The organism is Candidatus Auribacterota bacterium (assembly GCA_026392035.1).
Taxonomy (GTDB): Bacteria; Auribacterota; Tritonobacteria; order UBA1439; family UBA1439; genus JAPLCX01.
In genome coordinates this window covers 1-20,240 of record JAPLCX010000080.1, presented here as the reverse complement: position 1 = coordinate 20,240, position 20,240 = coordinate 1, and the positions used below count along the sequence as shown (strand labels likewise).

The window sequence follows — 20,240 nt, the reverse complement described above, 5'->3', positions numbered from 1 at the left end:
TTTATTAGAATAGCCGCATGAGCGATAAAGAGAGACCCTTGGAACCGGCACCCCGTAAAGTGCATCTCCGCACCTACGGCTGCCAGATGAACGAGTATGATTCCGAGGTGATCGCGGGTCTGTTCGAGAGAGATGGGTGGGTCCTCACGGATGACGAGTCGCAAGCCAATGTGATTCTCCTGAACACCTGCTCGGTGCGGCAGCACGCCGAGGACAGGGTGTGGGGGGCGCTCTTCGAACTTCGCGAGCGCGCGATGCGGGAGCCCGGGCTCATCATCGGCGTCTGCGGGTGCATGGCCCAGGCGAAAGCACAAGAGATTGCGCGGAGGTGCCCTCACGTGAAGGTCATCTGCGGTACGCGCGCGTTCAACCGGCTCCCGGAGCTTGTCGCGAGGGCGGCTGAAGGGCGAGGGATGGTGATCGACATTGACATGAGCAGGGAGCCATGTCTCGCCGGTCTCCCCAAGAGGAGAAGGAGCAGGCTCAAGGCCTTTGTCCCTGTCATGCGCGGCTGCGAGAACTACTGCGCCTACTGCGTGGTCCCCTACGTGCGGGGACACGAGGTGAGCAGATCGTTGAAAGAAGTGCTCGCCGAGGTGGAATCGCTCGCGCGTGAGGGCTGCCGTGAAGTGATGCTGCTCGGTCAGAATGTGAACAGCTATCGCGCGGGGGGCGTCTCTTTTTCTGCCCTGCTGCGGGAGGTCGCGGCAATCAAAGGAATCGATCGGATCAGGTTTATGACGTCGCACCCGAAGGACTTCTCCGACGAACTCATCCGCGCGATGGCAGAAGTTCCCCAGGTGTGCGAGCATCTCCATCTCCCGCTCCAATCCGGATCCGACAAAACCCTCAAAGTAATGAATAGGGGGTACACATTTGAATCATACCGTGGACTCGCACAAAAAATACGAGAAGCCGTTCCGGAGATCTCTTTGAGCACCGACATACTGGTCGGCTTCCCGGGGGAGACCGATGACGATTTCAATCAGACGGCTCGTGCACTTGATGAGATTGGCTTTGACAGCGCATTCATATTCAAGTACTCAGACCGTGAGGGAACGAGAGCGTATGAGCTACAGCCCAAGGTCGGGGAGGCTGTGGTCGTACAGCGCCACGCGGAACTCCTGAAACTCCAGGAGAAGATCGGCATGGAGAAGAACAAAAAGCTGCTCGGGGCATCGCTTGAGGTCCTTGTTGAGGGATACAGCCCGAGGAATCCGGAGCGTCTCTTCGGCAGGACGGGGACGAATAAGCGCGTCGTCTTCGAGGGGAGCGGGGATTTGATAGGGAAGTTCGTTTATGTTATCATACGCGAGGCGACGCCGCTCACGCTCATCGGAGAAGCGGTTTAAGGTTTACCACGGAGAGCACGGAGGAGACACAGAGGACACGGAGATAATTAAAATAATCATGTATATCCTTTGTTTTCTCTGTGCTCTCCGTGTAGTCTCCGTGCGCTCCGTGGTGAAACAGTAAAGAGGTGGCTTGAAATGAGTCCCAAGATGCCGGAGAAGGAGATTGTCAAACTGATCGCCGCCCTCGTGATTTTTATTTTCCTGATAGTGTTCGCCATCCAGAACTTCCACGAGAAGACCAGGGTGCACCTCTTGTTCTGGCAGATCGGGAGGACGCCCATCAGCATCATCATCTTCGTCTCTATCCTGATCGGAGTGCTCATCGCCATCGCCGAGCTCCTGCCGCATGTGCTGCGGCTGAGGAAACGGGCGCAGGATGCCGAGGCGGAGCTCACCCGCCTAAAACCGCCACAACAGCAAAAACAACAACGAGAATAGAGTGTAATTCCACCACGGAGGCACGGAGGACACGGAGTGAAGTATAGTGATTTGACTGAAAAAGTAATAGGATGCGCTATTGAGGTCCACAGGGCGCTTGGCCCTGGTCTTCTGGAGTCAGCATATGAGCAGTGTCTCGCACGTGAATTGGAACTATGCAATACCCCTTTTGAGGTTCAAGTCCCCCTCCCGTTAGAATATAAAGGCATACGGCTCGACTGTGGCTATAGGATTGATATGGTTGTGGATAAAAAGCTAATAGTGGAAATCAAAAGTGTTGAAGAAATTATGGGTATCCATGAGGCTCAGCTTTTAACCTATATGAAGCTTGCCAAGATTGAGGTTGGCCTGCTCATCAATTTCAATGTTGCGATACTGAAAGAGGGTCTAAAGAGGTTTGTTCTTTAATTGTCTCCGTGCTCTCCGTGGTGAGACATTATTTCTTTGGATGATGATTATGAAACTCACGCCCATGATGCAGCAGTACAGAAAGATCAAGAAAGAGACCCCCCCGTCCATCCTCATGTTCCGACTGGGCGATTTCTACGAGATGTTCTTCGACGACGCGCTCACCGCATCCCGGATACTCAACATCACCCTCACCTCCCGGGAGAGCGGGAAGGGGAACAAGGTGCCGATGTGCGGCGTCCCGTACCATGCCGTCCAGGAGTATATCGCGAAGCTCGTGAGGGCGGGGCACAGGGTGGCGGTGTGCGACCAGGTGGAGGACCCCGAGCTCGCCAAGGGGCTGGTGAAGCGCGAGGTCACGAGGGTAGTGACGCCGGGGACAGTGCTGGAGGAGAGCCTGCTCAGGGAAAAGAGCAACAACTACCTCGCCGCCATCAACCGGGCAAACGGCCTCTACGGTTTGTGCTATCTCGACCTCTCGACGGGAGAGTTCGTGGTGGCGGAGATCGCGCGGGAAACGGATCTCTTCAACGAGGTCGGTCGCGTGGCGCCGAGCGAGTTCCTGCTGCCGCTGGGCCTCGCGGAAGACAAGGAATTCCTGCGCCGCGTGAAGGAAAGCTCCTTCGCGATGGTCAACCCGCTTGACGACTGGCTCTTCGAGTACGAGAGCTCGTACGGCCGCCTGAAAGAGTTCTTCCATACCCAATCACTCGACGGGTTCGGCTGCTCGAACCTCGGCCCCGCGATCGGCGCGGCGGGCGCGGTCATCCACTACCTCAAGGAGACGGGCCACTCCTCACTCGCCCATGTGACGAAGATCACCCGCTCGATTAACACCGATCAGATGATCCTCGATATCTACACGCAGCGCAACCTCGAGCTCGTGCGAAACCTGAGGTCCGGCGGTTGCGAGGGGACGCTGATCTCAGTGCTCGACCACACCTCGACCTCGATGGGCGCGAGGCTTCTCAGGCAGTGGCTGCTCCAGCCGCTCATCGGCGTGGAGGATATCGTGCGCAGGCAGGGCGGGGTACAGGAGCTCTTCGATAACGCCGCAACCTCCGATGCGCTCTCGAAAATATTGAAGGATTTTAAAGACATCGAGCGGCTCATCGCCAGGATCGACTGCGGGCACGCGAACGCCCGCGATCTCCTCGCGCTGAAACAGTCCGTTGATCTCCTGCCGTCCCTGAAGGAGTGCATTGCGCCCCTGGCCTCTGAGATTATCGGAGGCCTGCGCGGGACGATCGAAAACATGAGCGATATCTCGGCGTTGATCGAAAAGGGCATCGACCCGGATGCACCCCTGACGGTGCGCGAGGGCGGCGTCATCAGGTCGGGGTACGACACGGAACTCGACGAAATCCGGAGCATCGCGCGCAGCGGCAAGGGATGGATCGTCGAACTCCAGAAGCGGGAGGTCGAGCGGACGGGCATCAGGTCGCTGAAGGTGGGGTACAACAGGGTATTCGGGTACTACATCGAGGTGACGAAACCGAACCTCGGCGCGGCGCCCGCTGACTACATCAGGAAGCAGACCGTGGTCAACGGCGAGCGCTTCATCACCCTCGAGCTCAAGGAGTACGAGTCCAAGGTGCTCGGCGCGGAGGAGAAGGCCGCCGCGATGGAGTACACGATATTCCAGAGGATCAGGGAAAAGATCGTTGCCGAGACGGAGAGGGTTCAGCGCGTGGGGCGGGGGGTCGCCCTCCTCGATCTGCTCAATTCCCTCGCGGTGGCGGCGCGCAGGAACAACTACGTGCGGCCGGAGGTGAACGAGGGGGATGTCATCGAGATTATCGACGGCCGGCATCCCGTCCTCGAACTGATGCTCGTGGATGAGCGATTTGTCCCGAATGACACGCTCCTGAACACCGAGACCGACCAACTCCTCATCATCACGGGGCCGAACATGGCGGGCAAGTCAACCTACATCCGGCAGGTGGCGCTCCTCGTCCTCATGGCGCAGACGGGAAGCTTCATCCCCGCGACCCGCGCGACGATCGGCGTCGTTGACAGGATTTTCACGCGCGTGGGCGCGTCGGACGAGCTCACGCGCGGGCAGAGCACCTTCATGGTGGAGATGAACGAGACCGCGAACATCCTCAACAACGCTACGGAGAAGAGCCTGATCGTGCTGGATGAGATCGGGCGGGGGACGAGCACGTTCGACGGGATCAGCATCGCGTGGGCCGTGGCGGAGTATCTCCACAACAACACCGCCGTCCGCGCCCGCACGCTCTTTGCCACGCACTACCACGAGCTCACCGAACTTGAAATGAATCTCCCCGGCGTGAAGAATTACAACGTGGCCGTCAGGGAGTGGAATGACGAGATCGTCTTTCTGCGCAAGATCGTCCCCGGCGGAACGGATAAGAGCTATGGGATCCACGTCGCGCGCCTCGCCGGCCTCCCCCGGAAGGTGATCGAGAGGGCGAAAGACATCCTCAACGCCCTTGAGGAAGGCTGCATCCGCGAGGAGCGGCTTCCCAGGCCTGAGGGCGCGCCCCCTGATCAGGCGGGGGCGCAGCAGTTGACCCTTTTTGAAATGCGGCCTCATCCGGTCATCGAGGAGTTGAAGAGCATTGACGTTGACAAAATGTCGCCCATCGAGGCGCTCTACAGATTGAAGATATTGCAGGAGAAATGTCGTGAGCCGCATTAGGGTGTTGCCCGATGGGGTCGTGAACAAGATCGCCGCCGGCGAGGTGGTCGAGCGGCCGGCGTCCGCGGTCAAGGAGCTTATGGAAAACGCGATCGACGCGGGCGCCTCCGAGATCTCCATCGAGGTGCGCACGGGCGGCACGTCGCTGGTGAGGGTGCGTGACAATGGCTGCGGGATGGGGCGGGAGGACGCGGGGCTCGCACTGGAGCGGCACACGACGAGCAAGATCACCGATGCCGCCGATATCTTCGCCATCCGCACGCTGGGATTCCGCGGCGAAGCGCTCCCCTCCATCGCGGCCGTCTCGCGCCTGGAACTCACGACAAAGGAACGGGGGGCGCTTGCCGGGACGCGCGTGACCGTGGTGGGGGGCAGGATCGGAGAGGTCAAGGAAACGGGCGCTCCGGAGGGCACCGAGGTCATCGTCCGCGACCTCTTTTTCAACACCCCCGCGCGGCGCAAATTTCTTCGCTCCGAACGGGCGGAGAATTCATACATCGCCTCAGCGGTGATCTCTCAGGCGCTGGCGAGGCCGGAGATAGGTTTCACGCTCATCTCAGATGGTGAGGAGATTATCAGGGGGCCTGCCGCCGCAAAGGCGATCGACCGCATCAGAGCGCTCTTCGGCGCGGAGCTCGCGGACAAACTAATACCGTTCGGTGAGGGAAGTGGTTCGGTTTCGATACGCGGCTTCATCAGCGCGCCCGAGGTGACACGGGGAAATCGCAGCGGGCAGCATTTCTTTGTCAACGGCCGGCCAGTCCAGGACAAAATCATAAGTTTCGCGGTTGTGGACGCCTGCGAGGGGGTCCTTCCCGCGAAACGCTACCCGGTCGTTTTCGTCTTTCTCGAAATTGACCCCGCCGAGGTTGACGTGAACGTCCACCCCGCGAAGCGCGAGGTGCGTTTTCGAAACGGTTCACTCGTCCGCGATCTCGTACGGGAAGTTCTGTCGCGCGCACTCCGCTCCTCAGGGTGCGCCGCGGGAGCGGGGTTCACCGCACACGGTCAGACCGTCAGCGAACCGGTCGCCCATTACGAGACCATGAGCGAGGGCGGATTGACCTCGAGGATCCCCGTTGCACCGTTCGCCCAGGAACCCTTGCCCTCGGAGGGGGCGAGTGAGGGCGCTCTGGGAACGGGAATGGAGCGCCTCCGCCCCATCGGCCAGATCAAGAATCTCTACGTGATCTGCGAAACTCCTGAAGGGATGGCGATCATAGACCAGCACGCCGCGCACGAGCGCATCCTGTTTGAGAAGGTGATGCGCCTCGGCGAAAAGGGGGAGGGCGAGGTCCAGCGCCTCCTCATCCCCGCCGTGGTGCACCTCTCGGCGCCCGAGTATGCGCTGGTGGGCGACCATATCGGGACGTTTACATCACTGGGGATCGGCGTGGAGTTATTCGGTGACAATGACGTGAAGGTGGACCACCTGCCGGCCTGCCTGGGCGCCATAGACGCCGAGCGGCTCATGCGTGATGTCCTGGGCGAGCTCGCGGAGGAGGGGAGGAGCAGGGCGGTGAAGGACGAGATGGCGGCGAGGGTGGCCATGAAGGTCTGTCGCGCCGCGGTGAAGCGGAGAGACCCGCTGAGGGGCGAGGAACTCCAGAGGCTGGTGAGTGATCTCCTGAAGTGCAAATCCCCAAACTCCTGCCCGCACGGCCGCCCGACGATCATCATGATAAGCATGGCGGAACTGGACAAGAAGTTCGGCCGAACGTAATTGCAGACGTTGTATGTAATCTATTGGGAACTCAAGAGATACAAAACAAATGCCCCTCATTGCTGAGGGGCATTTTTGCGCTGCCATTCTTGAATGAATTTGAAACGTTTCTATTGAAGCTCCTTGCAGCACATCTTGCAGAAGCCCAAAACACCGGCGCCCTTGGCGGCGTCGGCGGTCGGGAAACACTTGAGGTTGCCTTTCGGGAAAAATTTGCATCCCTTCTTGTGGCACTTTCCCAGCGTCTCCTTGCCATCTACTGTTCTTACCTTTGCGCAGAACTCGCCCTCTGCCGCCGCCGGGGCTTCCTTTACCGCAGCGCTCGCCGGAGCCTCCGCAGGGGCCTCCTTCACCTCACCGCTCACCGGAGCCGCCGGAGCTGCACCCTCGGGCTTTTCGGCCTTCGGGGCATCCTGGGCAAAGATGACGCCGGCGATAGCGAGGAATACTACCGCAACCGCTAACTTCTTCATGATACCTCCTCCCTTTTTAGAGATTAAAGATTGAGCAATATCATCTCTTATTCAAGACGATAAATCAAGAATATTTATTGCCGCCGTGCGAAACTATCGTAATTATAGATTAGATATCCCCTTTCTATGATTTTGCGATAAATGATGTTCGCCACGGATTTTCACGGATAACCACACGGATGGCCGCAGATGAAGCTTTCTTTTCATCTGTGAATATCCGTCATAATCCGTCCCGCTTAGCGGGATCCGTGGCCCCCCTCTATAAGTGACCCCTTACAATATACTTGATTATCATGCCGGACATTATATTTATTGTCGGTCAGACTGCTGTCGGCAAGTCAGCAGTGGCGATCGAGCTCGCCCGGAAGATCGGGGCCGAGATCCTGTCGGCCGACTCGATGCAGATCTATCGGGGGCTGGACATCCTGTCAGCGAAACCCTCTCCCGCCGAGCGGCAGGCGATCCCTCATCATCTCATTGACATCGCCGATCCGAGGGAGCGGTTCGATGTCGCGCGGTACGTTCGACTCGCGCGGGAGGCAGTTGCAAACATACGCGGCCACGGGCGAGTGCCGGTGGTGGGGGGAGGGTCCGGCATGTATGTGCGCGCGCTCCTGGACGGCATCTTTACAGGGCCGGGGAGGGATGCCGTCCTGAGAGATCGGCTGGAGAGGGAGGTTGCCGAAGAGGGGCTCGCTCCGCTCTATGAGAGATTGAAGGAAGTGGATCCCGGCGCGGCAGCGCGGATTCACCCGAACGACAGAAAAAGGATCATCCGAGCGCTCGAGGTGTTCGAGGTATCGGGGAAGAATATTTCGTCGCAGCAGGGAGAGTGGCGAGGAGAGGGGCGCGTTGGGGATGCGGGAGTTTTTTTCAGCAGGAATCTCGGTTGCGAAATAATTATGATTGGGATGAGGAGAGAAAAGGAGTCCCTCAGGCGCCGCATTGAGGAGCGGGTGGAACGGATGTGTGCCGGCGGCGCGCTCGAAGAGGTGAGAGCGCTTCTCGGCGCTGGCATTGATCCTCATGCGACTATATGGCAGTCCCTCGGCATCAAGGAGCTGCGCGCGCATATCGAAGGGGACTGCTCCCTCGCGGAGGCCATGGAGGCGTTGAAGAAGAATACCATGGCGTTCGCCAAGCGGCAGATGACGTGGTTCGGGAGGGATCCGAGGATACAGTGGCTGGACATACAGGAAGGCCAGACCCCGGATACAACCGCAGAGAAAATCATGTATTTGTTAGCACGGGATGGTACACGAACAACAGAGGATTAAACCACTGAGGGCACTGAGAACACTGAGTGCGCTGAAATATCGTTTATTCAGTGTCTTCGGTGTCCTCAGTGGTGAGAAAACATGAATAATGTAACAACGAGCAACCGGCGTGGAGAGTGTGGTGAGAGTGGGCGCGAGCGGGGGGTCCTGGTCGGCCTCGAGACCGGCATGAACCGCCGCTGGCACGTCGAGGACCACCTCGCCGAGCTCGCGCAGCTCGCCTCAACCGCGGGGGCGCACGTGGTTGACACGCTGATACAGAAACTGCGTGCTCCATGCGCCGCGTATTACATCGGGCGTGGCAAGGCAGAAGAGCTCCACAGCCTCTGCGCGAGAGAAGCTGTTGACCTCGTCATTTTTGATGATGAGCTCAGTCCCGCCCAGGTGAAGAACCTCCAGGATCTCACCGGCTGCCGGGTGATTGACCGGACCGAGCTGATCATGGACATTTTCGCGCAGCGCGCCCGGTCACGCGAGGGGAAGATCCAGGTCGAGCTCGCGCAGCTCCGCTACATGCTGCCCCGCCTCACGCGGGCCTGGACGCACCTCTCGCGGCAGGAGGGAGGGATCGGCACCAGGGGGCCGGGCGAGCAGCAGCTCGAGGTTGACCGCAGGCGCATCCGGGGAAAGATCGACCATCTTAACGATAAACTCACGGAGATCGAAAAGGAGCGGGGGACGCAGGGGAAGCAGCGGCGGCGGAAGGAGATTCCGGTGGTCACCATCGTCGGCTACACCAACGCCGGCAAGTCCACCCTCATGAATGCGCTCACGCACGCGGGCGTGCTGGTTGAGGACAGGCTTTTCGCCACGCTCGACCCCACCACGCGTGTGCTCGCCCTGGCGAAGGGGCGGAAGATACTGCTCGCGGACACGGTCGGTTTCATACGAAAGCTCCCACACCATCTGATCGAATCGTTCAAGGCGACCCTCGACGGGGTGGTGAGCGCTGATATGCTCATCCATGTGGTCGATGTCTCTCATGACCAGGTGGAAGAACAGATGGATTCGGCGTGCGGGGTGCTCAAGGAGATCGGGGCGGGCGAGAAGCCTGCCATTGTCGCGTTCAACAAGATCGACCTGCTGAGGGATGAATCCCGCATTAAACGGTACGGGAGGCATTTCCCCCTGCACGTCGCGGTATCGGCGCTGCGCGGCGAGGGGCTCGACCGGTTGCTTAAGATGGTCGAGGCGGAGCTGAGCACGCAGATGGTCTCCTGCCGCCTCGTCCTGCCGCAGGGCGAGGCGTCGTTGATCTCCCGGATCTACGAAGAGGGGAATGTCCTCGCGCGCACCTACCGGGGGAACAGTGTCGTTATCGAGGCGGAGCTCCCGGCGGCGCTTGCCGGCGAGGTGAAGCACTATATGAAATAAAGCTATCGAGGTATGGAGGTGGTCTCGCTCTCCGGCCCCGCCGCGCTGCCTGCGACTTCGTAAATCACAATCCGTGCTGAAGACTGATCTGAGAATACCCACGGTGTCATGATTGACACCACGGGCGTTAATCTGTCCTCCAGGCGGCCTGTCCCGAAGAGTCCCCAGTACATCTTGACGATATACTCATGGTCCATGACATAGCGGACGCGCTGATCTCTGAGAAAGTCGGTAAACAGGGTCCGTTGCCTCATTGCGTCAAAGGCCTTGTTGTTGACGAGCCCGTCCATGTTGATCAGGGGGACGGACGAGTAGTAGCCGTAGGCCCCGGCGTTGAAGGCGGCGAAGCGGTCTTGTTCTTTGAAACGATCGCCGAGCTCATGCGCCAGTTGATAGTACGTCTGCTGCCATGGGTAGAATCCTATCCGCCAGTGTCTGTATCCATTTATGAAAGTCACGGCCATGACCGCGGCCAGCGCAATTCCCCATGCTTTTTCCACGCGGCTCCCGAGACGCCTGACCCATAGAGAGGCCGCCCAGCCCAGGGGTATTGAGAGGGCCATGAGCACGCTGTGAAAATACCAGGCCTGGATATGCCAGAAATAGAGGCCGTAGAACAAGAAAATGAAAGTGGCATAGAGGAGTACTACCGAGATGATATTCCGGGCATTTCGAGACTGTTCCTGTTTCAAACCTGTGAGGGCGCTCACGATGACCGCGAGCAGGGCGATAAATCCAGTAACCCGCACCCCGGAGCTCGTGGCGATCATGACGAACGCGGCCTTCAGGCTGGAGAGAAGCTTTGCGGTGAGATGAGCGGCATCATATGCGCCCCCTTCTTTCAGGAAGAGGAGCCTCTGTATGTATGGCTTTACCACGCCGCTCACCTGGCGGATGGTCCCAAAATGCGCAAGGTTCCAGAGCAGCCATGGGGCGCAGACGATGAGCGCGGTGATACAGAGCGCAGCCGATAGAGCGAGCCGCTTCTCCGTGCGTGTGCCGCGGCGCGTGAGGATGCCGATGAGGAATGCGGCGAGCAGGAAAATCGAATCGGAGCGAGCAAGCGCTGCCAGCCCGGTCACTGCTCCCAGCAGGACGGCGCGGCGGGTTTCCAGCTCCTGCCGCTGAATCAGCACCGTATAGAGCAGGATGGCATACGCCACGAAGAATGCGCAGAGGCTGGCCTCCGTCCCCGTCAGGGAAACAAAGAAGAGACAGGGATTGAGGAGCCAGAATGCGCTCCCGATGAGCGCCCCCCGCTCGTCGGAGATCGTGCGGAGGGTGCGGTAGATGAGGTAGCCGGCGAGGCAGTCGAATATCGAGAGCATCACAAGGGCGCAGTGGACTGGAAGATCGGGATTGCCATCCACGAAGCGGAACAGGGGAGCCAGGAGCGCAACAAGCAAAGGGTGAAAACCGTTCGTCAGGCTTGTCCCATCGAAACTCGCGCCGTAGCCTCGCGCCACATTGCGGGCGATCACGAAATAATAGTACGCATCGTCCGAGACAAATTTTCCAATGAGGGTTGAAACAGGCATCAGGGAAAATAAAAGACGCGCGGCGAGGCCTGCTATGAACACCATGGTAAACGGACGTGTGGTGCGATTCATAAAGCGGAGTATAACATTTTCATCCACCTCCTGGCAAATCAGATCGTTGCGTGCAGGGGGAGAAGCAGCATTGTGCTAACTCCCGGATGACATTCAGTGAGAATAGATATATCATGGAAAAGAGACACACTGCGATGCGCATGTGCCCCTGAAGATATTCTTGATCGGTGAGGAACATACCTCTGTGGTGAGAGACAGTATGCAGCGCGTGTTTGCGGTTGTCATTCTTGTGCTCATGAGCGTCGTGCTCCTCGCAGTCGCCGTGTTCTCGCTGAGATGGCGCATGATGCACGACGCCCCTCTTCAGTTGTATATGGCGTATCTGATTGAACATCTGCATTATGTTCCCTACCGTGATTTCTTTGACATCAATATCCCGGGAATATACTTCGTGAACGTGTGCATTGGTCTCATCTTCGGATACAGCGACCTTGGTTTTCGATGCGCCGATTTGATTTACCTCGGTGCGATACTGAGTGCGACGTGGCACTGGATGAAAAAACTCGGCGGGCGCGTTGCCTGGTGCGGGGCGATTCTTTTTGGCCTCATATATCTTGGCCGTGGACCGATCGCGAGCATGCAGAGAGAATATCTGTTACTCCTCCCGGTGATCATTGCCCTCATTCTTGCGTCTTCGAACCGCTGGAAGAGCGAAGCGATGAACGGTATGGCGGTGGGCTTCTTTTTCGGATTGGCTGCCGCGCTCAAGCCTCATGCGGCAATCGCGTTTCCGCTTGTGCTGTCGTGGCGAATAATTGACCGCAGGCGTCACCCCGGCGCCCCGCAAGCCGTCTCCCGAGTACCGGTGATTATCGGACTTTCAATGCTCGGTTTTTTACTCCCGGCGCTGGCACTAGCGCTCTGGCTATTCCAAAACGGGGCATTGCAGGGTTTCTTTGATATTGCGGTCAATTACTGGCCGCTTTATGGCCAGCTTACAGGATACCACGAGATACTTACCGGTCCTCCTCGCGCGAAGTATCTTTTAATGAACTACATGCGCTTTGGCGGTTACGGCCTGTATTGTATCCCCGCCGCGGTCGGCGTGTGCATTTCGTTTCTCAGTTCCTCACTCACGAGCGCCCAGAAACGGCAGGTGGTCCTGCTCATCGGGCTGGCGTTCTTATATAGTGTGTATGTCCTGTGGGCCGGCAAGTTCTACACCTACCATTGGCTCCCGTTCGCATATTTCATGGCGCTCCTGAGTTCCCTCTGCTTTGTTGAGCAGCCTGAGGCAAGCAATGCGGTGCGCAGGCGATTCCCTGTTGCGGTGTTTCTCCTTGCGATATGTTTTCTGCTACGCCCCCCGAACGTATTCTTTGAGCAGATAAAGGGAAGGCTGCCGCCGCCTCCCAACAACGGGAGGGTTGACGAAATTGCAGCATACTTGAAAACGCATATGCAACCGGGCGACAAAGTCCAGCCGCTTGATTGGACGGGCGGCGCGGTCCATGCGATGCTGATAGCGCGGGCGCCGCTCGCGACTCCTTTCTTTGGCGATTTCATTTTTTACCATCACGTCTCGAGTGTCTATATACAAGAAATGCGTGCCTGTTTCATTAAATGCCTGGCGGCAGCAAAGCCGCGATTCGTTATCCAGGTTGAGACTGATAAGCCCTGGGTCTCCGGACCAGATACGAGTCGGGAGTTTAAAGAACTTCAGTTCATCCTCGATACGGAGTACCACCCGGTGCTTCTGGGTGGCGGCTATGTGATCTATGAGAGGCGGCTGAACCCGGGATTGACGGCTCCACTTTGACGCGCGGATCACCATGTCCAACCATGATGTAGGACGGGGTACCGTGGCAGATATGTTTTTGCCGCGCCGCACAAATAATGATATCATGAACAGAGAAGTGGAGACAATAAACCCATGAGAATGTGCGTTCTCGGGAGCGGGAGTTCCGGTAATTCCATCTACATCGCCGGCGATGGCTATAGCTTCCTCATCGACGCGGGTCTGAGCCGCAGGGAATTGGAGGGGCGGCTCTCGGCGGCGGGCGCGGCGCTCTCAGAGATCGAGGCCGTTCTGATCAGCCACGAGCACCACGACCATATCAGGGGGCTCGCGGGACTGTGCAGGAGCCACAGCGTCCCGGTGTACGTCAACCGGCAGACGGCGAGCGCCATCATTGAGAAGGGCATCCCCTCGGAGAGGCTGAAATTTTTCAAGAACGGGACTGAGTTTGCCCTGGGGACCGTGACAGTCCATCCGTTCCCTGTCCCGCACGATGCCAGTGATCCGGTGGGTTTCATTATCCGCGATGGGGAGATACGGATCGGTATCGTCACCGACTGCGGTCATCCATCAAAAACGGTGAAACGGATGCTCCAGGGGTGCAGCGTACTTGTAGTAGAAACTAACCATGACCAGGATCTGCTCAACAACGGCCCGCGGCATGTCTCCCTTAAAGAGAGAATCCGCAGTGATGTGGGACACCTGTCCAATGACGCGGCCGCAGAGCTCATCGCGGAGGTTGCCTCGGAGGAACTCTCGGACGTGTTCCTGGCGCACCTGTCAGAGGAGTGCAACAGGCCGGGCATGGCGCGCATGGTGGTGGAACGGGCAATGCGAGAGGCCGGATTCGAGCGTGTGAACATACGGCTCACCTACGCCGACCGCGTGAGCGACGTGGTGGAGTATCACCGCACAGAGCGCGAGGCGCCCTCACCGTGTCACGGGGGATAAAATATCAGTGGGGGCAAACGAGAGTAATGCTATAATGGAGCGACCAATAGCCGGGTGCACCATTTAGACCCATTGTCCCATCAGAGATCACCATGGAAAGTGCGTCTCGAGGCAGGGTGAAGGCACGACGAGCGCGGGCCGCGCGATGATGAATCGCGCGCCTGCGCTTTTCTTGTGAGGGCACATTCAGGGTGCATAGGCGTTAGTTAACAAAAAAGAGGAGGGGACCAATGGAAGAGAAACGATACGTCGGCGGTGGCATTGAAGCCATTCGTGAGTTTCCCGAGGAGACGCTCTGTCCTAGTTGCGGGAAGTTCGTGGGGGCGTACGAGAAGTGCCCGTACTGCGGGACGGAGTTGAAAAAGAGGATGAGTATCATCTTCTTCAAGCGCGCCGCCCTGGTGCTCGCGATCGGAGGGTTGGCGCTCCTGTGGTTTACCGCGACGAAGATCAAGATACCCATTGTCCGCATCGGGAACATCAATGCCCGGATGAACAACGCCGTGGTCGAGGTGCGGGGGAAGGTCGTGAAGGTCTCGATGACGGGCAGGGATGGTGTGGCGTTCGATGTTGACGATGGGAGCGAGCAGGTCAGGGCCCAGGCGTTCCGGGGGCTCAGCAAGATGCGCGCGTTGGGGAATGTTCCACAGGTGGGCGATGAGGTGAGTGTGGTCGGATCCATTCAGATGACCGAGAAGTACGGGACGAGCCTCATGATCAATATCCCCTCACGAGTGAAGGTGATCCCGGCGGTGTTCGAAAAAGTAACGATCGACAAAGTCACTCTTGCGAATAAGAATAAGGCGGTGGAGGTGGTGGGGGAGATCATTGCGGTCAAACGGATTAAAGGGACTACCATACTGGTAATCGGCGATGTCACAGGCACGACGGATGTCCCTCTCTTCAAGAGCGATCTTGACCGGATCAAGGATATAGAAAGAGTCACCGGGATTGGCAACGAGATCAGGGTGGCGGGCAGTGTGGATGCATTTAATGGCAGGCCCCAGGTGAAAGTCCGCGATGTCGAGAAGATCGAGGTTTTGAAGGATGATACGATCCCCACGAAGAAGATACCCGGTTATGAAAAGATACGCGAAGGCGCGGAAGAGGGCAAGAAGCCGGGCGCTTCTCGCGAAGGGGGCGAGGGAGAATCAGAATCTCAGTCGTCGGTGTTTTTTTAAGTGATACGGGAGAGGAGAAGATCATGGATTATATCCTGATTCTTATCTATACCATTCTCGGCACGGTCATCGGGGGGCTCCTGTCAATGATCCCCGCCCTCCATATATTTAATGTGGCCGGCATCGTTCTGCTCGCATGGTTCGCCTGGCCGCAGCTCATCCCGGAGGTTGCCCTGCCGGCGTTTTTCATGTCGCAGCTTGTCGCCTGGTCGATCATCAATACGATCCCCTCGATGTTTTTCGGCGCCCCTGATGAAGCGGCGGTCTTCGTCGTATTGCCGGGGCAGAAGTATATGATGCAGGGACGGGGATACGAAGCGGCCATCCTCACCGGTGTCGGGAGTCTCGCGGCAATCATCGTCATGGCGCTCCTCACGCCGTTCTGTTTCTACACCCTGCCGGCGATCGTCCAGATACGCAGCCAGAACCTTGCGTGGATCCTGCTTCTCGTCGTCACCTACATGATCATGAGTGAATGGCCGAAGGGGACGGGGCTCGGCAGGACCAAGTGGGAGAAGTTCAAATGGGCCTGGGCAAATCTTGTTGCGGGCATCGGGACGATGGCCCTGGCAGGATTCATGGGATTCATAATACTCAATCGGACGTTGGTGCCATTGGAAATGAGTTTCCAGGGTATCATGCCGGTATTCGTGGGGCTCTTTGCCGTAGCGATTATTTCCAGAAATCTTGTCTCGAGGCAGGAGGTTCCGCCGCAGTATATCAGTTCCACCATCGATTGCGATCATCGTCTTCTCGCCAAGGGTATTTTTGCCGGCACCATCGGCGGCGGGATTGCGGCGGTCACCCCTGCGGTCACCGGTGGCATCGGCGGCATTATTGCAGGGGCGGCGACCGGCCAGCGAGACGACCGGATCTTCGTGGTCTCGCAAGGGGTTTCAAAGGTGGTGTACTATGTCGGCGCGTTTCTGCTTTTCTTCGTGCCGACGCTCATGCCCAAGGGCGGGGGAATCGCGCGCGGCGGGATGTCTATTATTCTGAAGCCGATCTTTACCCCCTATACCTTTGAGGAATATTTTCAGATTCTTGCCGTTATGATGATCAGTGGCGCGCTCGCTTTCCTGATGATGTTCCCGCTCACCCGCTGGACGATAAAACTCATCACCTGCATCGACTATCATCATGTCCTCTGGATTGCGCTCGGTATTATATTCGCTATTGTCTGGGGCCTCACGGGATGGATGGGAATGTTTCTTATGGCGGTGGGAACGGGGATCGGGCTCATTCCCGCATTTTACCATGCTCGATTGAGTAACTCTATGGCATTGCTGCTCATCTGGCTGGCGCTCAGCATGGCGGGCCATGGCCCGGCGGTCTTGAAATTTTTCCATTTAGATTGAAAGAGGTAAACCACTGAGGACACTGAATACACTGAAAGAAGAAATATAAGAGTAATATTTTTCAGTGACTTCAGTGTCTTCAGTGGTAAAACGTGAACGGAGGGTAATGCAATGAAGGGTTTGACCCATTTTATAAGCGGCGTGGCGATAGCGTCATTTATCCCCGCGGCGACGAAACTGGCGAATAGCAATATCGCGAGTTCATATATCCTGGTGCTCGGCGGTCTCTTCGGGATCCTCCCCGATACCCTCGACTTCAAGTTCGGCCAATTTCTCTCACGCGTCGACTATGATATTGATGCCGATCCCAATAATCCCAACCCCCAGAAGATGGCAGAACAGATCGGACGGGCGATAGACGAATCCTACGCGACCGGGCGCTATGTGAAGGTGCAGCTCTACCCGATGCGCCTGGGTGCGGATCTCTGGCGGCAGTATGTCATCAAGTTCGACAATGAGAAGAACGAGATCGTGGTCGTCATCAACGAAATCGTCACCACCTCACAGATCCCCTATCTCGGCACTGAGCCGAAGCAGAACCGCGTGGGACGCTATACGCTCAAGGGCAGGATGCTCGATCCGCATGGCCGACCCTCGGTGGTGGACATCATGAGCGGGCCGCAGTTCGGTTTCAGGAAAATGGAGGACGTGGTGGAGGTGGAATTTCTCCCCTGGCATCGGACCTGGAGCCACAGCTTTGTCCTGGGCTTTTTCCTTTCCATCGGCGTATGGCTCCTTGCATCGCTCGTCACCGGATGGGGCATGGGCTGGCTGTATGGGCTGGTGGCGTTTCTGGGTTATGCCGTCCACATTGCGGAGGATCTCACCGGCCACATGGGGGGGAGCCTCCTCTGGCCTTTTCAGAAGGACAGGACGAACGGCCTGTGCCTCGCCAAGGCGAACAACCCGCACGTCAATTTTGCGGTGGATTATCTGGCAGTAGCGCTTCTGCTCTATAACTTGAGCCGCTTCTCTCCGCAGCCGCCTATTAAGCTCGGGATGCTCCAGTACATCCTCTATGTGCTGGCGATCCCCCTCGCCGCCTATTTCGCCATCACGAAACTGTTCGGTGAGAAGGGAGAGGAAAAGAAAGGCGGGGAGATTTCTGCCGAAAAAGCTCTTGCTAAGGAGGACAGGATAAGAACGGAAGAACTCACCTATGAGGTAACTGATTTCTCCACGGGGGATATGCAGTAACGACAGCACAAGGTTGAAAGCAGAAAGTGTAAAAAGCATAATCTGGATTCCGATTTGGCGCTAGGTTCGGCGTGGAGTGTAACAAAAAGCCAGGCAAGGGGTTAAGTGCCTGGCTTTTTTGCTCACATGAAGCGCGAAAATATTTTGAACGCGCCGCGGGCTGCTGCGTCTAACTTTATAGATCGAAAAGAGTGCGCATGTGCACCGGAAGGTTCAAAAGAACTGGACAGGTTCGAGCTTGAAATCGCACCGCAGGTGCGTTGTCCCCTCCTTTCACTCGGCCTGTCCGGCTCTTTTTTTCGAATGGTCAGGAAAAAGGTTATGCGGCTGACCCCCTTGTATTATAATCATATGCTTCAGTGGAGCCGGCGGGGCTCTGTTTCCGTTCGTGGGCTCACTGACCGGACTATACAAGGGGTATATGGAACTTTCCGACGAACTTCTGGTGGGACGCGCGCAGGAAAATGATCCGGACGCATTCAGGAAATTAGTTGACAAATATAAAGCTAAAATATATTATATCGCTTGCCGGGTGATGGGCAACCACAGCGATGCGGACGATGTCGCTCAGGAAACTTTTATCAGGGCATACAGAGGGCTCAAAAAATTCAAGGGGCACTCGCTCTTTTATACCTGGCTCTACCGCATCCTGATCAACTGCTGCATGGACTCACTGAGGAAGAGAAAGCGCAGGGGAGGGGATCTCCGGCTGGATGAGGCAGCGCAGATGGAAGAACGTGCGGTCGGGAGCGGGGTAACGACGGGACCGGCGGAAGCCGTCCATTCCGCGGAATTGAATGAATTGCAGCGCGCGGTCGCTGACGCGCTCGAATCGCTCTCCCTGAAGCATCGAATGGCGCTGGTACTCCACGAATTCGACGGGATGGCGCACCAGGATATCGCGCAGGTAATGGGATGTTCGATAGGGACGGCGCGCTCGCGGCTGCACTACGCGAGGATGAAGATGCAGCAGAAACTGAGGAAATTTGTGGAGTGAGCCGCGAAAAATAAGAGGAACCACTGAAGACACTGAAGTAAAATGCCTTCAGTGGTTCACATGAAAGAACAAACCACTGAGAACACTGAATTCACTGAAATCAATGGCATTGTTCAGTGTCTTCAGTGGTTCACATGAGAGAAAATATCATGCGCTGCAGAAAAGTTGAATGGCTGTTGTCTGATTATATCGACGGTATTCTCGGTCCGACGACGAAGGGCTCCGTCGAAAAACACCTCGCCGCCTGTCAGAACTGCGCGTCCGCCTTGCGGCGCCTTGGGCGCACGGAAGTGCTCGTCAAAAATACGCCGATGGGGCAACCATCAGAAAGCTACTGGAAGGAGTTTTATCCCCGATTGATGGAGCGATTGAAGCGGGAAGAGGGCGCGCGGGGATCGCGGCGGGTACGGTTCAGGGAACTGTTCCCGGTGAGAAGGCCGGCCGTGATCGTGACCTCGGCGGCCGCCGCACTGGTTCTGGCGGCGAGCGTGTTCCTCATGCGTGAGAAGCCTGAGAGGAGAGAGACGACTGCCCGTGTGAGCGATGTCCCGGCCCGGGAGCTCCCCTATTCCATCATGGCGATCGCCAGCAGGCAGCCGCAGGATTTTGAGGCCGGCAGGCTCGCGGGGATGCCCGCGGGGAGTGATGCGCCTTTTCAGATGGTCAAAGAAATGCATCCGCTGGTTATCGAAAGCGTGGAGCTATCGCGGGGGTGGTTGGGAGTAGGGGTGCAGGAGCTCACGCCGCTGCTCCAGGCGGAATTTGGGATTGCCGATGGCCAGGGGGTCGTGGTTGCCATGGTGGTCGAGTCGGGACCTGCCCATAGCGCGGGTATCAAGGAAGGTGACGTCATACGTTCCTTCGGGGGGAAGCCGGTGAAGAGCCCGCAGGAACTCATTGCCCTCGTCGCGCAGAAAGCGGTCGGCGAAAAGGTCGCGCTCTCCATCGTCAGGGAGGGGCGGGAGAAGACTATCGAGGTCGCGATCGGCGCGCGCACGGAGAAGGAGCGTGGGCGCGAGGCGGGGCTGGGGCTCATTCTTGAAGAGGTGACACCTCAACTGGCGGCGAGATTTAACCTGAGCGCACAATCGCGAGGGCTCCTGGTGACTGATGTGCACCCGGGTGGGGCTGCGGCGAGGGCAGGCATGAGGCGGGGCGATATCGTTCTGGATGTGAACCGCCGCCCGGTGACCGGGCTCGCGGATTGGGAGGCGCGTGTCAGGGATGCGAAGCCAGGCCAGAAATTCCTCGTGCGGACGCAGCGTGGCTTTTTTGTGATCAAGGCGGAATAATAACCGTTCAATTTGTTTAAGTGTAAGGGGTCACTTATAGAGGGGGGCCACGGATCCCGCTAAGCAGCCATTTTTGGGGGTCAGTTTATTGGACTTCGGCCCCCGAAAAGGCGGAGGTCAACGTTTATTTGAAGCGGAAGTCAAGTTTGTAATCATAGAGCCAAGGGACTTTGGGATTGACGCCCTGCTGCTGCAATTTTTTG

General features: G+C 57.6%; 16 protein-coding genes. 14 read left to right on the top strand and 2 right to left on the bottom strand.

Annotated elements, in window-relative coordinates:
- Window positions 1–17: 17 nt before the first annotated feature.
- The 5 genes from miaB (at window position 18) to mutL (ending at window position 6,589) form a co-directional block, all read left to right on the top strand.
- Entirely contained in the window at window positions 18–1,352 is a 1,335-nt protein-coding gene (miaB, locus tag NTX71_08425; protein MCX6339929.1) for a tRNA (N6-isopentenyl adenosine(37)-C2)-methylthiotransferase MiaB, read from the top strand.
- 138 nt (window positions 1,353–1,490) lie between these two features.
- The gene (locus NTX71_08420; protein ID MCX6339928.1) at window positions 1,491–1,793 is read left to right on the top strand and encodes a LapA family protein; all 303 of its coding nucleotides are present in this window, start codon (window positions 1,491–1,493) and stop codon (window positions 1,791–1,793) included.
- Window positions 1,794–1,829: 36 nt separating this feature from the next.
- Complete coding sequence (locus NTX71_08415; GenBank protein MCX6339927.1) at window positions 1,830–2,201, top strand: GxxExxY protein; 372 nt, start codon at window positions 1,830–1,832, stop codon at window positions 2,199–2,201.
- 46 nt (window positions 2,202–2,247) lie between these two features.
- On the top strand, window positions 2,248–4,866 hold the full coding sequence (gene mutS, locus NTX71_08410) for a DNA mismatch repair protein MutS (protein ID MCX6339926.1): 2,619 nt from the start codon (window positions 2,248–2,250) through the stop codon (window positions 4,864–4,866).
- Window positions 4,853–6,589 carry a DNA mismatch repair endonuclease MutL gene (gene mutL, locus NTX71_08405; protein ID MCX6339925.1) on the top strand — a complete coding sequence of 579 codons (1,737 nt, stop codon included), beginning with the start codon at window positions 4,853–4,855 and terminating at the stop codon, window positions 6,587–6,589. Before mutS ends, mutL begins: the two co-directional genes overlap by 14 nt.
- A gap of 110 nt (window positions 6,590–6,699) precedes the next feature.
- On the opposite strand, the gene NTX71_08400 is transcribed toward mutL, so the two are convergent.
- Window positions 6,700–7,062: a hypothetical protein gene (locus NTX71_08400; protein MCX6339924.1), complete on the bottom strand. Its 363-nt coding sequence runs from the start codon at window positions 7,060–7,062 to the stop codon at window positions 6,700–6,702.
- A 293-nt stretch (window positions 7,063–7,355) separates the two neighbouring features.
- Between NTX71_08400 and miaA the strand changes: the two genes are divergently transcribed.
- Both miaA and hflX read left to right on the top strand, forming a co-directional pair.
- Window positions 7,356–8,339: a tRNA (adenosine(37)-N6)-dimethylallyltransferase MiaA gene (gene miaA / locus NTX71_08395; GenBank protein ID MCX6339923.1), complete on the top strand. Its 984-nt coding sequence runs from the start codon at window positions 7,356–7,358 to the stop codon at window positions 8,337–8,339.
- A gap of 81 nt (window positions 8,340–8,420) precedes the next feature.
- Complete coding sequence (gene hflX, locus NTX71_08390; protein MCX6339922.1) at window positions 8,421–9,713, top strand: GTPase HflX; 1,293 nt, start codon at window positions 8,421–8,423, stop codon at window positions 9,711–9,713.
- 2 nt (window positions 9,714–9,715) lie between these two features.
- On the opposite strand, the gene NTX71_08385 is transcribed toward hflX, so the two are convergent.
- Window positions 9,716–11,323 (bottom strand): glycosyltransferase family 39 protein, encoded by a 1,608-nt coding sequence (locus tag NTX71_08385; protein MCX6339921.1) that lies wholly within the window; start codon window positions 11,321–11,323, stop codon window positions 9,716–9,718.
- Between the two features lie 199 nt (window positions 11,324–11,522).
- Between NTX71_08385 and NTX71_08380 the strand changes: the two genes are divergently transcribed.
- From NTX71_08380 to NTX71_08350, 7 genes are all read left to right on the top strand, one after another.
- On the top strand, window positions 11,523–13,082 hold the full coding sequence (locus tag NTX71_08380; GenBank protein ID MCX6339920.1) for a hypothetical protein: 1,560 nt from the start codon (window positions 11,523–11,525) through the stop codon (window positions 13,080–13,082).
- Between the two features lie 114 nt (window positions 13,083–13,196).
- Window positions 13,197–14,012: an MBL fold metallo-hydrolase gene (locus NTX71_08375; GenBank protein ID MCX6339919.1), complete on the top strand. Its 816-nt coding sequence runs from the start codon at window positions 13,197–13,199 to the stop codon at window positions 14,010–14,012.
- Between the two features lie 230 nt (window positions 14,013–14,242).
- On the top strand, window positions 14,243–15,193 hold the full coding sequence (locus NTX71_08370) for a hypothetical protein (GenBank protein ID MCX6339918.1): 951 nt from the start codon (window positions 14,243–14,245) through the stop codon (window positions 15,191–15,193).
- A gap of 23 nt (window positions 15,194–15,216) precedes the next feature.
- Entirely contained in the window at window positions 15,217–16,551 is a 1,335-nt protein-coding gene (locus NTX71_08365; protein MCX6339917.1) for a tripartite tricarboxylate transporter permease, read from the top strand.
- A gap of 111 nt (window positions 16,552–16,662) precedes the next feature.
- Complete coding sequence (locus tag NTX71_08360) at window positions 16,663–17,748, top strand: metal-dependent hydrolase (GenBank protein MCX6339916.1); 1,086 nt, start codon at window positions 16,663–16,665, stop codon at window positions 17,746–17,748.
- Between the two features lie 421 nt (window positions 17,749–18,169).
- On the top strand, window positions 18,170–18,745 hold the full coding sequence (locus NTX71_08355) for a sigma-70 family RNA polymerase sigma factor (GenBank protein MCX6339915.1): 576 nt from the start codon (window positions 18,170–18,172) through the stop codon (window positions 18,743–18,745).
- A 149-nt stretch (window positions 18,746–18,894) separates the two neighbouring features.
- On the top strand, window positions 18,895–20,037 hold the full coding sequence (locus NTX71_08350; protein MCX6339914.1) for a PDZ domain-containing protein: 1,143 nt from the start codon (window positions 18,895–18,897) through the stop codon (window positions 20,035–20,037).
- Window positions 20,038–20,240: the final 203 nt, after the last annotated feature.

Coding starts and splice junctions, on each gene's coding strand:
- miaB (MCX6339929.1), top strand. CDS start 18: ATGAGCGATAAAGAGAGACCCTTGGAACCGGCACCCCGTAAAGTGCAT.
- NTX71_08420 (MCX6339928.1), top strand. CDS start 1,491: ATGAGTCCCAAGATGCCGGAGAAGGAGATTGTCAAACTGATCGCCGCC.
- NTX71_08400 (MCX6339924.1), bottom strand. CDS start 7,062: ATGAAGAAGTTAGCGGTTGCGGTAGTATTCCTCGCTATCGCCGGCGTC.
- miaA (MCX6339923.1), top strand. CDS start 7,356: ATGCCGGACATTATATTTATTGTCGGTCAGACTGCTGTCGGCAAGTCA.
- hflX (MCX6339922.1), top strand. CDS start 8,421: ATGAATAATGTAACAACGAGCAACCGGCGTGGAGAGTGTGGTGAGAGT.
- NTX71_08385 (MCX6339921.1), bottom strand. CDS start 11,323: ATGAATCGCACCACACGTCCGTTTACCATGGTGTTCATAGCAGGCCTC.
- NTX71_08380 (MCX6339920.1), top strand. CDS start 11,523: ATGCAGCGCGTGTTTGCGGTTGTCATTCTTGTGCTCATGAGCGTCGTG.
- NTX71_08375 (MCX6339919.1), top strand. CDS start 13,197: ATGAGAATGTGCGTTCTCGGGAGCGGGAGTTCCGGTAATTCCATCTAC.
- NTX71_08370 (MCX6339918.1), top strand. CDS start 14,243: ATGGAAGAGAAACGATACGTCGGCGGTGGCATTGAAGCCATTCGTGAG.
- NTX71_08365 (MCX6339917.1), top strand. CDS start 15,217: ATGGATTATATCCTGATTCTTATCTATACCATTCTCGGCACGGTCATC.
- NTX71_08360 (MCX6339916.1), top strand. CDS start 16,663: ATGAAGGGTTTGACCCATTTTATAAGCGGCGTGGCGATAGCGTCATTT.
- NTX71_08355 (MCX6339915.1), top strand. CDS start 18,170: ATGGAACTTTCCGACGAACTTCTGGTGGGACGCGCGCAGGAAAATGAT.
- NTX71_08350 (MCX6339914.1), top strand. CDS start 18,895: ATGCGCTGCAGAAAAGTTGAATGGCTGTTGTCTGATTATATCGACGGT.